We start from the raw sequence: 15,087 nt of genomic DNA on the forward strand, positions 1-15,087 counted from the left end.
CTCCCCCTCGACAGGAGGGAGATTACAAACCTGCTTTTATTTAATCAAGAGTGGTTTGGTCGGATTTCAGGCGACTAAAAGGATCACCTTATAAAGCAATGGGTGGATTTTCGCTCAGGGCCCAGTGGCAGAGCGTTGTTGATCAATGGATTATGAATGGGGGCGATCTTTTTTAAGCAGCGTCGCCGGCGTCTCAATCTGCAGGAAATTGGTGTGATGTGAATAAATGTGTCCGCCGCCGAGGAAGGCAATCAGGTGGTTCGGATCGATTTTTTTCTCCGACAGCAGTTTGTCCAGGCAGGTTTTAACCAGCTCATCTGTTGTGTCGGGGATGTCGATACGTGAGGCATAAACGCCGTAGCAGAGCGAGAGTTCCCGAACCGTGTGCATATCTTCAGACAGAGCAAAGATCGGCTTTTTGCCGCGGTACGAAGCGCACATGGCCGCGGTTCCGCCGGAACGGGTGCTCGTAATAATGGCCTGAATCGGCAGCTGGCGAGCGCAGCGTACAGCCGCTTCTGCCAGGTGACTTCCAGGCATTGGAAGATGATTTTCATTCAGGGCAGAGAATGCCGCGCGCTCCGGCTGTTTCTGTTTTTCGACCGAGTGGGCGATGCTGGACATCGTACGCACGGCCTCGAGAGGGAATTTTCCGCAGGCGGTTTCGCCACTGAGCATCAGTGTGTCGGTTCCGTCGAGAATGGCATTGGCCACGTCACTTACTTCCGCACGGGTCGGGCGGGGATTTTCGATCATGGAATGCAGCATCTGGGTCGCGGTGATCACCGGCTTCAGGCGGCGCAGGCAGGTTTTAATGATCTGTTTCTGGATCACCGGAACTTCTTCCACCGGGATTTCAATGCCGAGATCGCCGCGGGCAACCATGACGGCATAGGCAACATCGAGGATGGAGTCGAGGTTGGAGACCCCTTCACTGTTTTCGATTTTTGCGATAATTTTGATGGTGCTTTTGCGCATATCCAGAATGCTCTGAATCGCCATCACATCGTCGCGATTGCGGACAAAAGAGTGGGCGATAAAATCGATTTCCCGTTTAATGGCCCATTCGATGAACTTACCGTCTTTCTCAGTAAGAGATGGCATACGCAGTTCCGAGCCCGGAACATTCAGGCCTTTTTTGTCCTTAATAACGCCATCATTGCGGGCTGTGCAGATCAGTTGGGTCTCATCGCTGCTGTCTACGGTCAGCTCGAGATCGCCATCATCGATGAGAACCTGGCTTCCGGCCTTTATTTCCGGGATAAAGTGTTCGTAGTTCACCTGAAAACTGTTCGGCAGTTCGGACGACTGCGCTGTGACGAATACGCGGTCTCCGGTTTTTACAGCAATCGGCTCCGCGATATTGCAGGTGCGCACTTCGGGGCCCTTGGTGTCGATCAGGATGCCGATTCGGTCAGACACCGCGCGTATTTCCTTCACCATCAGGTCCGCCTCCTCTGTGGTCAGGTGCGCGGTGTTGAGCCGCACAACATTCATGCCTTCGTCGTAGAGCTCCTTCAGGAGCTCCGGCGTGCATCGGTCGGGAGAGAGGGTGCAGATAATTTTGGTCTGTTTGCTGTACATAAAAATTTCTCCGGTAAAAGTCGCGGAGGGTTTTAGCAGATTCTGGAGTTGGGGGTAGCTTTTTATCCCGTAAATATCCCCGGCGGTCCGTTCAAAGAGGAATTGTGATGGTGCGATGCGCTTGTGCTTTGCGTAAATCGTGCAATAATCAGCGCTCTGTTCAATGGAACGAAAAAGTAAGGATCTCACGCCATGCCTGTAATTGTAACCAGTGATGCCATTCATCCGTTTCTGCCGTCTCTCGGGTCGTCCAGCGCGATTGAGATGACACGTGCCAGTCATCAGGACATCCGGCCGCTGGAAATTCTGATCATCAACCTGATGGCGGATAAGCAGGCGACAGAACGTCAACTGGCGCAGTGGCTGGGTCATACCCCGCTGCAGATCCGCCTCACATTTGCTGCCACCGATTCCTATATGGAAGCCATTCAGAACGGACGGCGGAGCAAAAACACCAGTACGGAGCATATTACTAATTTCTACCAGAGCTGGGGATCGCTGAAAGACCGCCGGTTTGATGGAATGATCATTACCGGAGTTAATGCCCTGCAGCCGCGGGTGGAGGACGAAATCATCTGGCCGGAGGTGAAAGAGATCATGGAATGGTCGAAAACCAACGTGCTTTCTTCACTCTTTCTCTGCTGGGGAGCCAAGGCCGCGCTGAAATACTTCCATGATATCGACAGCATTCGGCAGGAAACCAAGATTTTCGGACTGTTCGATCATAGTCTGGGGAAAGATTCCACCGGCATCGGCTTCGGTTTGCCGGACCAGTTTGCCGTGCCGGTGTCTCGCTGGAAATCGCCCGTCCCGGAAGCTATTGATGCCTGCGAAGCGCTGGAGGTGCTCGCGACCGCGCCGGAAGTGGGGCCCAACATGATCGTTGAGCCGTCGGACGGGCCGGCGCCGTTCCCGCGCCGGGTGTACATTCTGAATCATCCGGAATACGACGCTGATACGCTGGGTCGCGAATATCATCGGGATGCGAAAGACAATCCGGATCAGCCGCTTCCAAAGCACTATTTTCCTGGCAATGATCCGTCGCGAACACCGGTCAATCTCTGGCGCTACGCCGGATTTATTTATACCAACTGGATTCGCACCATCTACGACGCCACGCCGTACGACATTAATCAGATCAGCAATCTCGCTGCCGCAAAATAGCTGACAGCGGATTTTTCCAGACCTTGGAAAAACAGCGCTGGGTTTCCAACGGCTGGAATTGCTCGATCGTCGCCGGAACGAACGTGCTTGCGTGCCTCCAAGAAACGGTGGAAGTCACACCGAGCGAAGTCCGTCAACTGGCTGTCTTATGGAAGCAGGAACAAGCCGTAACGCTATTGAGAGAAGGGCGTTTCTTTGGACGGTTCGACCGGCCGGAGAAGCAGTTGCCGGATTACAGAAATTTCCCAGCCTTTTCGGATGTATAAGTCGTTGATAATCAACGGTCTTTTTCGACGAAGAGCGCCTCTGCTGAAAAATAATCGGATTTCGACCATAAGGGCGGGATTTTTGCCGATTTTGGGCCCTTTATTTTCGGGCGTTTCTGTTCTGTTTTCCGTTTTTTTCGATTTTCAAAACATGGAGGGCAGAAGTGAGTGATGAGTTCTCCCTAGCCTGAAATCGGCCATTTTTGAAACTAAAGTAAACTGAACTACACTAAACTATAGCGGTGGATTTCCCTGATTTTCCGGTCTTTTCTCGCGAAAATTATGACCCTAAGTTGTTTATTAATAGTTGTTTATGCAATATTTTCGTCATTTTATAAGTATAGTCTATTGAAGTGCACTGTAGTGAACTACATTTAATTTAACTCCTATGTCTCTTGATATTTTCTGAATGGTCGGTACGTTGTTTGACTTTCGGATACGAAGCGCGGGTTGAACCGCACATGAAAAGGAGTTCTTGAGACAGGTCATGGATAGTTTGTTTACAGAGCAGTATCGACGGCTGAAGGAGTGTCATTACCTGATTCTCTACTGGGCTGCTGAAGCAGAGGTGAGGGGATTGAAATACAACATCACCAATGCGTTTGACGACCTGAAAGATCTCGGGATTACACGGACCAAACAAAGCGTAATGGCCTATGTGGAATCGTTGTTCATGCTGTGCTTTATCGATGTGAAAGAGGAGCGCAACCGGAAAAATATTTATTTGGCGGAGTCCGGCGCCCGGGCTTTGGAAGAGCTGGTGAAGAGTGCCGGTTTTAAAACAAAAAAATCCCGATTCATGGAGGGTGTGTAAATGAGTATTGGTATCGGTGGAGCAGGCAGTAAGCTGGCCTCGTTGATGGATGCGGAACAGGCGACGATTGTGAATGTCTCGCAGTCGGAGCTCGATAAGGTTGAGGCCGGCAGCAAAATTCTGGCAGTTGCACATTCAACGCGCGGGCAGTTTAACGGAGCGGGTAAAGATCCGAACGTCGGACGCGCCGCTCATGCGTCGATCTGCAACAAACTTTGCGAGCTGATTAAAGGCGATATGGTTTTCACCTCCAGCGGCGGCGGAACCGGGAATGGTATTTCCTCCCGGCTGCTCGACAGCGTGGCGGAGCAGGATGAGATTTCCCTGAACGATAAAACCGTGTTCGGATTTCTGCTTCCATATGTGGAGCGGGAAAGCTCTGAATTCGTGCAGAACACCGTCGACTTTCTGATGGGGCCGGTTTCCCGTGCCATTGACTCCGGTAATACCGGAAACATTATGCTGTTCTCCAACAAGCTGAAGTTTGAGGGCCGCATCGCCGAGCACGACTACAACACCATGATTGCCGGAAGCCTCAACAATTTCCTTTCGATCCCGCACAAGGGGGACCAGATGGAGCTGATCGACGGACACGTCGACCACGAGGATTTCCGGGTGTACCTTTCCAAGCCGTACTTCAATCATTTCTGCCAGTTCGAATACTCGGCAGACAAACCCTTCGGTGACCTGCTTAAGGAAAACGTCAGTCAGCTGCTGCTGCCGCCGGAGCAGCCGATCGAAGCCATGTTCCTTCTCGAAGTCCCCAGCCGTGACGAAGCAACCAGCTTCTACGACATCCTCGATTATTTCGCCGAGGACCACGTGACGCCTTCATACGGGGTTGTGCTCAACCCGGAGCTCGAAAAGCCCGTACTGACGCTCTCACTGCTTTATTCGCGCAAACCGAAAGAGCTGGTCGATGACTTCTGCCAGCAGGTGGAACGGATTACGCAGAAAAAACTGAAGAAAACCATCAACCAGTTCGTCACGCTCGAAGAGCGCCGCCTCAACGTCGAAGAGGAGGTCCGTAAGATCGAAGAGGAAGACGACAGCGGCAGAAGTGTTCTCGAAGTGCTCGGCCGCCTGCAGAAACTCCGCTAGCCCTATACGAAACCGCGCGCGTGCCCGGGAAGGGCACGTGCCGGAGCCTGGACTGTTCCAAGGTTTGGAATGTTCGGCGTCGTTTTTTCCAAACCCTGGAAATATCAGAAATCGAGGGCCCCTTCGTCGGATTCGCGAAAGAAAAAGCCCTGTTCAGAAAGCGGTTTATTCGGTATTATTCTGGTGGAGCAGAGAAAGGAGGGTTTGGATGAATACAGATCATAAACCGGTTCGAAAATGCCATGACTGCGGACTGAATCTCTTTGATCATTGCGGCATCTACGACATGCCTCGGGAAATGTGGAAACACCGCACCTGCCCCGGATATAAAAATCAGGAATTGCTGGATACCTACAACGAGATACAGGCCCGGTCACAGGTTAACGAACACAAACAGAAGCGTCGCGAAGTCGCCCGGGCGCGAGCCACCGAACCTCATCATCAGGAGCGACTGCCCCTCGCCAACAGATAGATGTAAAGAAGACTCCGCATCTTTACGGTTTCCATGCACTAGGGCGTGTTAACACAACGGGAGCATGTTCACGGGTAGTGCGAAGTAAATAAATACGGTAAACATTACATCGAGTTTCTCGAAGCGGCAGAGAAGATCCTGCGGAACCCCTTAAGTCGGCGAAAGAGGCGTTCACCCGCGTATCTAGGCTTGTACATCTCGCGATCATATTCCCATGGGTTAACTCGGTTGGGGGTAGGGGGAACAACTGGATTCATTCCAGGACCGAATACGAGCTGTCGGGTCTCATTGTCTTCGCAAGCTCTATCCATGAGCACGGTACAGATTTCTGCCGGCTGGTTTTCAGCCCAGTTTGCAATCAGCTCTCGCCCGGCGAGAGCATCGCCTGCCTGACCCGGAGGCAGAGAATGCCCACCGGGTCATCCGTGTATAAATGGTGTGCCAGGTTCCGAAATGAACAGGTAGGCCGCGCCATTTGCATCCATGCTCTGCCACATAGAGAATGGCATTCAAAACATCAATATTTGATAGGGTTACATTGCCTCGTTGCACTGGCAGCACGCGAGCGATCTTCTTGTATTGAGCTTGTGTCACTTTCGTTAAGAAAGATAATGCAAGTCTTGTTGTATCTGCAGGCGCATAGTGTTAACATGCTCTAGGCGTTTTTCTTCTTTTCGGCTTCGTAGTCGTCGAGGGTGCCGGGGTAGTCGATGATGCCGTCTTCGGTGATTTCGAGGATGCGCGTGGCAAGTGTTGCGATAAAGCGATGGTCGTGCGAGACGAAGATCAGGGTGTTGGGGAAGAGCGACAGGCTGTAGTTGAGCGCTTCGATTGATTCGAGGTCCAGATGGTTGGTGGGTTCGTCCAGCGCCAGCACGTTGCCGCCTTCCATCATCATTTTGGAAAGGATCAATCGGGCCTTTTCGCCTCCGCTGAGTACCTTGATTTCTTTCAGCACGTCCTGACCTTTAAAAAGCATTTTTCCCATAAAGGAGCGCAGATCCACCTCGGGGGTGTCGGCGTCGGAGAAACGGTTGAGCCATTCCAGTGCCGGTTTCTTCGGATCCAGCATGGAGGAAGCGTCCTGCGGAAACAGGCTGAACTGAACGGTTTCGCCAAAAATGATCTCTCCGGAATCACTCTTCAGCTGTCCGCACAGGGTGTTGAGCAGCGTGGTTTTTCCGATGCCGTTTTTGCCGATGATGGCGACGCGTTCCTCCGGACCGATGGTGATGGAGAAATCTTTGAAGATGGTTTCGTCGTACGACTTGGAGATCGACGTGGCTTCGATTACTTTGTCGCCTAGTCGCGTTTTCGGATTGAAGCGGATGAAGGGCGAGACCCGGCTGCTGGCTTTGAATTTTTTGATTTCGAGTTTATCGAGTGTCTTTTTGCGCGAGGTGGCCTGTTTGGCTTTGGAGGCGTTGGAGCTGAAACGCGAAATGAACGCCTTAAGTTCGTTGGCCTGCTTTTCGATTTTCTTGTTGGCTTTTTCCTGCTGTTCGCGCGCTTCAAGGCTGGCGATGGTGGAGTCGTCGTAGTTGCCCGGGAACAGTCGGATTTCGTGATAGTCCAGGTCGGCAATGTGCGTGCAGACCTGATTGAGGAAAAAGCGGTCATGCGAAATAGTGATCACCATTCCGGTGTAGCGTTTGAGCAGGTCGACGAGCCACTCAATGGACTCCATGTCCAGATGGTTGGTCGGTTCGTCGAGCAGCAGGAGATCCGGTTTCCCGAACAGAACCTGCGCCAGCAGAATCCGCAGCTTAAAGCCCCCCTGCAGAACCGTCATGCTCTGCCCGAACAGATCCTCGGTAAAGCCCAGCCCGACCAGCAGCGCGGCGGCTTCCGATTCCATCGTGTATCCGCCGGCTTCGCCGAACTCGTCTTCAATGTGCCCGCAGCGCTCGTTCTCTTCGTCGGTAAGCTCCTCTTTTGAATAGAGCATTTCCCGTTCGCAGTGCAGTTTCCACAGCACGGGATTTCCCATGCAGACCGTGTCGAGAATGGTGTACTCGTCAAACGCGGAGTGGTCCTGGCGGAGATAGCCCAGCGTGCAGCCTTCGCCGATAACGACCTCGCCCTCGCTGGGGTCGAGCTGTCCGGTCAGAATTTTCATAAAGGTGGATTTTCCGCAGCCGTTGGCTCCGATCAGCCCGTAGCGGTTGCCCGGAACAAACTTCACAGAAACGTCCTCGAAAAGAGCGGTTTTGCTGAAGCGCATGGTGATTTTGGATGTTGAGATCATGGGGCGGTCCTGTGTTTTTCTGTGAAATGAGCGCCGTGTATAACAGGATGCGCCCCGGGATCCGAACGTTAACCGCCCTGAATTTTTCTCACAGAGCTTGATTTCACATGCCGTATGGTCTCTTGATGTCCGGATAAACAAAGGACACATATGCCGTTTTCCAAACTGGGGCTCCTCGAGCCGATTCTTCGCGTGGTGGATGCCGTTCACTACAAAACGCCCACTCCCGTTCAGGAGCAGGCCATCCCGCTGATCCTCGAAGGCGACGACCTGATTGCCCGGGCGCAGACCGGAACCGGCAAAACTGCCGCCTTCGCGCTGCCCATTCTACAGCGACTTAACTTCGTTGAAACCGACCCGGAACCCGGTTCGCCGCTCGTACTGGTGCTGGTGCCAACCCGCGAGCTCGCTCAGCAGGTCGCGGACACCTTCGAAGAATTTGAACGGCACCTTCCGCGCAGCATCGGCGTTGCCACCGTCATCGGCGGCGAAGATATTCTCGACCAGCTGCGCAGGCTGGAGCAGGGTGTCGATGTCGTCGTCGCCACGCCCGGCCGGCTGCTCGAACTCGTTCGTTCGGAAAAAATCTTTTTCGAGGCGCTTCGCTATTTCGTCATCGACGAAGCCGACCGCCTGCTGGCGCTCGGCTTTGCCGAAGAGCTCGGGCAGATTCTGGAGGTTCTGCCGATCGTGCGCCAGACCCTGCTGTTTTCGGCAACTTATCCCCAAAAGGTCGTCAGCCTCACCGAGCAGATCATGCAGAATCCCGTGGTGGTGAACGCGTCCGGCGATGTGCCGACCGTAACCAACATCACGCAGCGCGCCATCGAAGTGAACCGCCTCAACCGTCGGCCGCTTCTGCAGCATCTGGTCCGCGAAGAGGCGTGGAAGCATGTTCTCGTATTTGTGAGCAGCAAACGCGCGGCACGCAACCTCGCCGTAAAACTCAAACGTAACGGGATTGAGGCCGACGCCTTCCACGGCGACCTCAGCCAGGATGAGCGCACCTTTGTTCTCAATCAGTTTAAAAACCGCAGCATCCACGTCTTGATCGCCACCGATATTGCGGCGCGCGGAATCGACATCCAGAACCTCTCCACCGTCGTCAATTACGACCTGCCGCGCTCACCCGTCGACTACATCCACCGCATCGGCCGCACCGGCCGCGCCGGGGCCGCCGGCGTCGCCGTCAGCTTCATCGACTTCAACGACATGGCGCATTTTGCGCTCATCGAAAAACGGACCAAAGTCCGCGTTGACCGCGAACAGGTTCCCGGCTTTGAACTCGAAGGCGAAGCCCCGAAAAAGAAAAAGGGACCGCCGCCGAAAAAAGGCAGACGCCCCAGCAAAAAAGATAAAGCCCGCGCGGCGGCCGCCAAAGCCGCAGAACGCGGGGAATCATGAACCCGTGGGTAGTCATCGATCAGGCGACCGTGCCGGGCGACGGCGGCGAAATGAAGCTGCTGCAGCGCACGCATGAATTTACCATCAACGTCAAAAACGAAGAGCTCATGAACAGCCGCCTGCACGGCTCCGAAGATGCGCTCGCCGAGCTCACCTGCAAGCCGCTCGCCGCTCGGAAAAAACCGAAGGTCCTCATCGGTGGACTCGGCATGGGCTACACCCTCGGCGCGGCCCTCAGCCATCTCGGGCCGCAGGCCCGCGTCGTCGTCGCCGAACTCGTTCCCGCCGTCATCCAATGGAACCGCACCTATCTGGCCGACCTCGCGGGGCGCCCGCTGGAGGATCCTCGTGCAACGGTCCGCCAGGGCGACGTGGCCGCCATCATCCAGGAGCAGAAAAATGTCTACGACGCCATCCTGCTCGACGTCGACAACGGCCCCGAAGGGCTCACGCATGAAGAAAACGACCGCCTGTATACGCCGGCCGGCCTCGCCGAAGCCAAAGCTGCGCTTCGGCCCGGCGGCGTCCTCGCCATCTGGTCCGCGTTCCCGGACAAAAAATTCACTAAGCGACTTCGCGCCGCCGGCTTCAATGTCGAAGAAGTCCCCGCGCGATCACGCGGCGCCCGCGGCCGCTGGCACCACATCTGGCTGGCTGCAAAGCCATAACGCGGACGAGGCTTCCAACCCTTGGAAAAGAAAAGGCGGGGGTCTCGAACCCCGCCCTGCAGATGCTTGTTTTTGTTGAGGTTAAGCACTAACCGTTTGTCGGTCGAGCGGGTCAATCGAAGAGTTTTTGCCACAAAAAACACAAAACAGATTCTGAATGGGCGGCCTATAAGCCGCCGTCTATTTTTGTGTTTTTTGTGGCGATTAACTCACTGCAATGTTCACCAGTCGTCCTGGAACCACAATCACTTTGCGGATGGTTTTGCCTTCGGTCCATTTTTTGACCGCTTCGTCTTCCATCGCCAGTTTTTCGATATCGTCTTTGGAGGCGCTGGACGGCACGAAGATCTGTCCGCGGACTTTGCCGTTGACCTGCAGGGCCATCTGGATTTCGTCACGGTGCAGCGCGGCTTCGATCACTTCCGGCCAGTCGGCGTTGAGCACGCCGCCGTTATGGCCGAGTTCGGTCCACAGCTCTTCGGCAATGTGCGGCGCGAAGGGCGAGATGAGCAGAACGACTTTTTCGATGGCGTCGCGGAAGACCGCTTTGGCCTGGTCGGAGCTGTTCTCGGAAACCTTCAGTTCGTCGACCGCGTTCATCAGCTCCATGATGGTCGAAATCGCGGTATGGAAGTGGAAGGCGCCGTCGAGGTCGTGCGTAATCTTTTTGACCGATTCGTGCACTTTGCGGAACAAGTCGCGTTCCGGCTTGTCCATTGTATCCATGTCCGGCGTCGAGTCCTTAACCTCTTCGAGCAGGCCGTGGTTCTGCCAGACGCGGGTCCAGATGCGTTTGAGAAAACGGTAGGATCCTTCAACGGCGGAGTCGTTCCACTCGGCCTCTTTTTCGGGCGGGCCGATAAAGAGGGTGTAGAGGCGGACGGTGTCGGCGCCGTAGTTTTCAATCAGCTCGTTGGGGCTGACGACGTTGCCTTTGGATTTGGACATCTTGTAGAGGTTTCCGTCCGGGCCCTTTTTGCAGATCATACCCTGCGTGAAGAGCTTGGCGAACGGCTCGTCGAAGTCGATCAGGTCGAGGTCGTAAACGACTTTGGTGAAGAAGCGGGCGTAGAGCAGGTGCAGAATGGCGTGCTCAATGCCGCCGATATACTGGTCGACCGGCAGCCAGTTGTTGGCGGCGTGTGAGTCGATTGCTTTGGTGTCGTCCTGTGCGTTGAGGTAGCGCAGGAAGTACCAGCTCGAATCCACGAAGGTATCCATGGTGTCGGACTCGCGCCGCGCGGGCTCGCCGCATTTCGGGCAGCTGCAGTTCATGAACTCTTCGCTGGCAGCCAGCGGCGATTCGCCGGTCGGTTTGAATTCGACGTTTTCCGGCAGGCGGACGGGAAGGTCTTCGTCTTCGACCGGAACCATTCCGCAGCGATCGCAGTAGACGATCGGGATCGGCGCGCCCCAGTAGCGCTGGCGGGAAATCAGCCAGTCGCGCAGGCGGTAGTTGATGGTGCCTTTACCGAAGCCTTCGGCCTCGGCTTTTTTGACCATCGCTGCAATCGCTTCGCGGTTGGGCATGCCGGTGAACTCGCCGGAATCAAAGCAGGTGCCGTCTTCGGTGTAGGCATCGTCCATTTCGTCGAGCTTGAGCGTGCCTTCCGGGTTCTGGATCGAAAGCTTGATCGGCAGGTCGTATTTTTTCGCAAACGCCCAGTCGCGGGTGTCGTGTGCGGGGACCGCCATGACCGCGCCGGTTCCGTACATCAGTACGTAGTCGCCGACCCACAGCGGCACTTTGTCGCCGGTGTAGGGGTTGACCACAGTTCGGCCGGTGAAGACACCTTTCTTTTCGAGCGTGTCTGATTCGCGGTCTATATTCGTTAACTTTGCGCTCTCTTTAATGAAATTCAGGACATCCTGCTCCTGCGGGAGGCCGGCGACCATTTCTTTGAGCTGCGGGTATTCCGGCGCGACGGACATGTAGGTGCAGCCGTAAATGGTGTCGACGCGGGTGGTGAAGCAGGATACTACGTCAGACGAATCTTTTGCTCCGTCTTCGCGCGGAACGAGGGCGAAGTCGATTTCGGTTCCTTCGGAGCGACCGATCCAGTTGCGCTGCATGGTTTTCACGCGCTCCGGCCAGCCTTCGAGCTTGTCGAGATCGTCGAGCAGGCGGTGGGCGTAGTCGGTGATTTTGAAGAACCACTGTTCGAGGGCTTTCTGTTCAACCGTTGAATCGCAACGGTCGCAGGCGCCGTCGACGACCTGTTCGTTGGCCAGCACGGTGGCGCAGTCCGGGCACCAGTTGACGTTGCTTTTTTTCTTATAAGCCAGTCCGCGGTTGAACATCTGGATGAAGAGCCACTGGGTCCATTTGTAGTAGTTCGGCTCGCAGGAGGCGACCTCTTTGTCCCAGTCGTAGCAGCAGCCCCAGGCGGCGAGCTGTTCTTTCATCACGGCGATGTTGTTCATCGTGCTTTCGCGCGGCGGGGTGCCGGTTTTGATCGCGGCGTTTTCGGCCGGCAGGCCGAAGGCGTCCCAGCCCATCGGGGAGAGCACGTTGAAGCCGCGCATCTTTTTGTAGCGCACCACGGCATCGCCGATGATGTAGTTGCGGCCGTGGCCGACGTGCAGCTTGCCGGACGGATAGGGGAACATCATCAGGCAGTAATACTTGTTCGCGGTATCTGACAGATCGGTTTTAAAGGTGCCGGTGTCGGTCCACAGCTTCTGCCATTTCGATTCAATTTCTGAAAAAGGGTATTTCTCGTTCATCGTCGCTCCTCGTCATAAACCGCAACAGACTACGGATTTCGGAAAAAACCGCAAGCCGCAACACGTCCGCTTTGGTATTCGCTCGATCCGTTTCTGTGGGGGCGGCAGGAGGAGCTGACGCGGTTTTGTTTTCCAAACCATGGAAAAGTTCTGGAAAGATTTGGCCGGCTGATTCTTAATGAGAGAGTTGTTAGGAGGATTCTATGACGTTTAAAGGGGATAAAAAGGTGGGGCGCTGGCTGCTGGCCGATGGCGAAGAAAACCTCAAGCAATGGCTGCTGCCGAAGGTTCCGGCAAAAGTGGAAACCTACCATCTGACGTTATCCACTCTGCTTTGGTGTATGGGCATCATCCTGTTCAGCTTTCTGGCGCGTTATCAGATCCATTTCCTTTGGCTGGTTTCCTTCTTCATTTTTGCGCAATACATCACGGATCTTCTCGACGGCGCCATCGGCCGTCAGCGCAACACCGGTCTGGTCAAGTGGGGTTATTACATGGACCACTTTCTCGACTACATTTTTCTCTGTTCCATCCTGATCGGCTACGGATTGATGGTTGAAGATCACAATAAATACTTCCTGTTCTACATCCTCATGCTGTTCGGCGCATTCATGGTTAACTCGTTCCTTTCCTTTGCGGCGACCGGCAACTTCCGCATCAGCTATCTCGGCATCGGCCCGACCGAGATGCGCATCGTGTTCATTCTGGTGAACACCGTAATTATCCTGTTTCATGAACGGTTTGATATGACGCTGCTGCTGCCGATTACGCTCGCCGGCGCGACCTTCGGCCTGTTCGTGGTGGTCTATCAAACCCAGAAACAGCTTTGGAGGATTGATATGGAGGCCAAGCGCAATGCTGAAGAATAAACGCCTTCTTCTGGTCAGTTTGCTGTTCGTTGTTCTGGCCGGCGCGGTCCTCGGTCTGAAAGTTCTTTATCCGCACCATCGCCTGATCGCACTCCTGCTGTGGCTGATCAGCTGGATTCCGCTGGTCCGTTCATACCGTGCCAACCAGCGGCTGGTTCGCACCGGCAAAGTTATTCTGAAGCGAAAAGGAAGGCCGTGGGTGCCGCATCTGGTCGTCGGCCTTCTGCTGCTGACGGGGTTTTATGTCGCATGGGTGCTGGTTCCCGTGGAAACCAGTCCGCTGGTTGCGATGAGCTCCGGAGAACTGCAGCGCGAAATTGCCGACGATCTTTCCACGTACTGCATGCTGCGCGAAACCGCCGATGACCTGACTTCGGAGTTTGAACAGAACGGACTGCTCCGTCGTGATGTGGAAACGCTGAGCGATGCCGAACGTCTCGCAATCCGCAGCCTGTGGCGCGACGGCGTAATGGCGTTTCTCGAAGCCGACATGATTAAAGAAAAATACCGCGGTTTTATGCAGGTCGACTACAAAGTCCGGCCCGCGCTGCACGCGGATGCTTTCTTCATCGCCTATGGAGCCTACATCTGTCAGTACGATGCCTGCCTCAGATTCTGCGAACTGGTCGGCGACAATGAATTTATGCAGACCCTGCTCAACGAGCCGGGCGACGGCATTCCGTCCGACAGCTTTTTTGTGATGAAACAGCGGCTCACACACCCGGAGGTGATCCTGCGCCTCAACGCCGGCACTGCGTACTACGAGCTGATCAAAAAAGACCTCACGGTTTCGCCGGAACTGATCAGTGACTTCGAAATGCGCCGGTCCCGGCTCTTCAAACGCCTCGGGAAGAAACCGGATCTGTTTATCGACAACCCGCTCGATGTGCTCGAACGCAACGCCTTCAAAGCATGGCTTCCGGTTCAGAAGAACGTCGCGGTGCAGATGAGTTATATCCGCACCGCCAGGCGTGAGTATTTCATCACGCCCGAAATCCTTGCGCAGTACCGCGATCGCCTGCTGCCCGGCGACATCCTTGTCGAGCGCCGCAACTGGCACATGACCAACATCGGCATTCCCGGCTTCTGGCCGCACACGGCACTGTTTGTCGGTACGCTCGAAGAAATCGATGCGGCATTTGGTCAGCTCGGTTTCCAGGCTTCGGAAAAAATCAAACAGCTTTATCCCGAGGTATACGCCGCTCTGAGCAGTAAAGACGAGAATGGCTTTCCGCTGACCGTTATTGAATCAATCCGGCCGGGCGTGATTTTCCAATCCCTGGAAAAAAGCGCCCGGTGCGATTACCTCGGCGTCGTTCGTCCCGACCTGTCGCAGCACGAAAAATTCAACGCGTTGCTCGCCGCCTTTTCAAACTACCAGAAGCCGTATGACCTCAATTTCGACTTCACGACCGATAACGAACTCGTTTGCTCCGAGCTGGTGTATAAAGCCTATCAGTCCGCCGGGCCGCTTCCGCTGACGCCGGAAATCATTAACGGTCGTCTGCTGCTGCCACCCAACGAAATGGTCCGGCAGATCGCGGATCACCTGCGCGAAGCCTTCTCTTTCGTTCTCTTTCTCGACGCCAGCGAAAAAGAGAACCGCATTATCGAAGGGACGCAGCAAAGCTTCGCCGAAAGCTGGGCCCGCCCCAAATGGGATGTGCTCCAGAAATAGCTTCAAGCTTTGAGAACCTCTGCACCTGCTGATTGATAGAGAGCTTGGCCGATACTTGGTCTTAAAGCAATTGCTCTCTAGATTTTGTGCTG

The 15,087-nt window shown here is 54.8% G+C and carries 11 protein-coding genes and 1 pseudogene; 8 read left to right on the plus strand and 4 right to left on the minus strand.

The features are described from left to right. Positions 1–150: 150 nt before the first annotated feature. Complete coding sequence (pyk, locus tag GT409_RS06080) at positions 151–1,584, minus strand: pyruvate kinase (RefSeq protein WP_160627939.1); 1,434 nt, start codon at positions 1,582–1,584, stop codon at positions 151–153. Between the two features lie 192 nt (positions 1,585–1,776). Here pyk and GT409_RS06085 point away from each other — a divergent pair, with 192 nt between their 5' ends. From GT409_RS06085 to GT409_RS06100, 4 genes are all read left to right on the plus strand, one after another. After that, the gene (locus GT409_RS06085; RefSeq protein ID WP_160627942.1) at positions 1,777–2,748 is read left to right on the plus strand and encodes a homoserine O-succinyltransferase; all 972 of its coding nucleotides are present in this window, start codon (positions 1,777–1,779) and stop codon (positions 2,746–2,748) included. 753 nt (positions 2,749–3,501) lie between these two features. Further along, the gene (locus GT409_RS06090) at positions 3,502–3,828 is read left to right on the plus strand and encodes a hypothetical protein (protein ID WP_160627944.1); all 327 of its coding nucleotides are present in this window, start codon (positions 3,502–3,504) and stop codon (positions 3,826–3,828) included. Beyond that, entirely contained in the window at positions 3,829–4,929 is a 1,101-nt protein-coding gene (locus GT409_RS06095) for an FtsZ/tubulin family protein (protein ID WP_160627946.1), read from the plus strand. A 208-nt stretch (positions 4,930–5,137) separates the two neighbouring features. Next, entirely contained in the window at positions 5,138–5,401 is a 264-nt protein-coding gene (locus GT409_RS06100) for a hypothetical protein (RefSeq protein WP_160627948.1), read from the plus strand. Positions 5,402–5,449: 48 nt separating this feature from the next. On the opposite strand, the pseudogene GT409_RS06105 reads toward GT409_RS06100, so the two are convergent. After that, positions 5,450–5,995: pseudogene (locus GT409_RS06105) on the minus strand (transposase). Positions 5,996–6,056: 61 nt separating this feature from the next. Next, the gene (locus tag GT409_RS06110; RefSeq protein WP_160627950.1) at positions 6,057–7,649 is read right to left on the minus strand and encodes an ABC-F family ATP-binding cassette domain-containing protein; all 1,593 of its coding nucleotides are present in this window, start codon (positions 7,647–7,649) and stop codon (positions 6,057–6,059) included. Positions 7,650–7,799: 150 nt separating this feature from the next. Between GT409_RS06110 and GT409_RS06115 the strand changes: the two genes are divergently transcribed. Together GT409_RS06115 and GT409_RS06120 are read left to right on the plus strand one after the other, a co-directional pair. Beyond that, positions 7,800–9,053, plus strand: a complete 1,254-nt coding sequence (locus GT409_RS06115) for a DEAD/DEAH box helicase (RefSeq protein WP_160627952.1) — start codon at positions 7,800–7,802, stop codon at positions 9,051–9,053. Next, the gene (locus GT409_RS06120) at positions 9,050–9,721 is read left to right on the plus strand and encodes a spermidine synthase (protein ID WP_160627954.1); all 672 of its coding nucleotides are present in this window, start codon (positions 9,050–9,052) and stop codon (positions 9,719–9,721) included. The genes GT409_RS06115 and GT409_RS06120 overlap by 4 nt, the downstream gene beginning before the upstream one ends. A 204-nt stretch (positions 9,722–9,925) precedes the next feature. On the opposite strand, the gene leuS is transcribed toward GT409_RS06120, so the two are convergent. Then, positions 9,926–12,448, minus strand: a complete 2,523-nt coding sequence (gene leuS / locus GT409_RS06125; protein WP_160627957.1) for a leucine--tRNA ligase — start codon at positions 12,446–12,448, stop codon at positions 9,926–9,928. Between the two features lie 203 nt (positions 12,449–12,651). Between leuS and GT409_RS06130 the strand changes: the two genes are divergently transcribed. Next, positions 12,652–13,317, plus strand: coding sequence for a CDP-alcohol phosphatidyltransferase family protein (locus tag GT409_RS06130; RefSeq protein ID WP_160627959.1), 666 nt, complete (start codon positions 12,652–12,654; stop codon positions 13,315–13,317). After that, positions 13,304–14,995, plus strand: coding sequence for a YiiX/YebB-like N1pC/P60 family cysteine hydrolase (locus tag GT409_RS06135; protein WP_160627961.1), 1,692 nt, complete (start codon positions 13,304–13,306; stop codon positions 14,993–14,995). The genes GT409_RS06130 and GT409_RS06135 overlap by 14 nt, the downstream gene beginning before the upstream one ends. Positions 14,996–15,087 lie beyond the last annotated feature (92 nt).

The sequence above is a fragment of the Tichowtungia aerotolerans genome, from assembly GCF_009905215.1.
In the GTDB taxonomy this organism is placed as follows: domain Bacteria; phylum Verrucomicrobiota; class Kiritimatiellia; order Kiritimatiellales; family Tichowtungiaceae; genus Tichowtungia; species Tichowtungia aerotolerans.

Bases quoted from the DNA above. Each gene is read 5' to 3' on its own strand.
- pyk (WP_160627939.1), bottom strand. From the start codon at position 1,584: ATGTACAGCAAACAGACCAAAATTATCTGCACCCTCTCTCCCGACCGA.
- GT409_RS06085 (WP_160627942.1), top strand. From the start codon at position 1,777: ATGCCTGTAATTGTAACCAGTGATGCCATTCATCCGTTTCTGCCGTCT.
- GT409_RS06090 (WP_160627944.1), top strand. From the start codon at position 3,502: ATGGATAGTTTGTTTACAGAGCAGTATCGACGGCTGAAGGAGTGTCAT.
- GT409_RS06095 (WP_160627946.1), top strand. From the start codon at position 3,829: ATGAGTATTGGTATCGGTGGAGCAGGCAGTAAGCTGGCCTCGTTGATG.
- GT409_RS06100 (WP_160627948.1), top strand. From the start codon at position 5,138: ATGAATACAGATCATAAACCGGTTCGAAAATGCCATGACTGCGGACTG.
- GT409_RS06110 (WP_160627950.1), bottom strand. From the start codon at position 7,649: ATGATCTCAACATCCAAAATCACCATGCGCTTCAGCAAAACCGCTCTT.
- GT409_RS06115 (WP_160627952.1), top strand. From the start codon at position 7,800: ATGCCGTTTTCCAAACTGGGGCTCCTCGAGCCGATTCTTCGCGTGGTG.
- GT409_RS06120 (WP_160627954.1), top strand. From the start codon at position 9,050: ATGAACCCGTGGGTAGTCATCGATCAGGCGACCGTGCCGGGCGACGGC.
- leuS (WP_160627957.1), bottom strand. From the start codon at position 12,448: ATGAACGAGAAATACCCTTTTTCAGAAATTGAATCGAAATGGCAGAAG.
- GT409_RS06130 (WP_160627959.1), top strand. From the start codon at position 12,652: ATGACGTTTAAAGGGGATAAAAAGGTGGGGCGCTGGCTGCTGGCCGAT.
- GT409_RS06135 (WP_160627961.1), top strand. From the start codon at position 13,304: ATGCTGAAGAATAAACGCCTTCTTCTGGTCAGTTTGCTGTTCGTTGTT.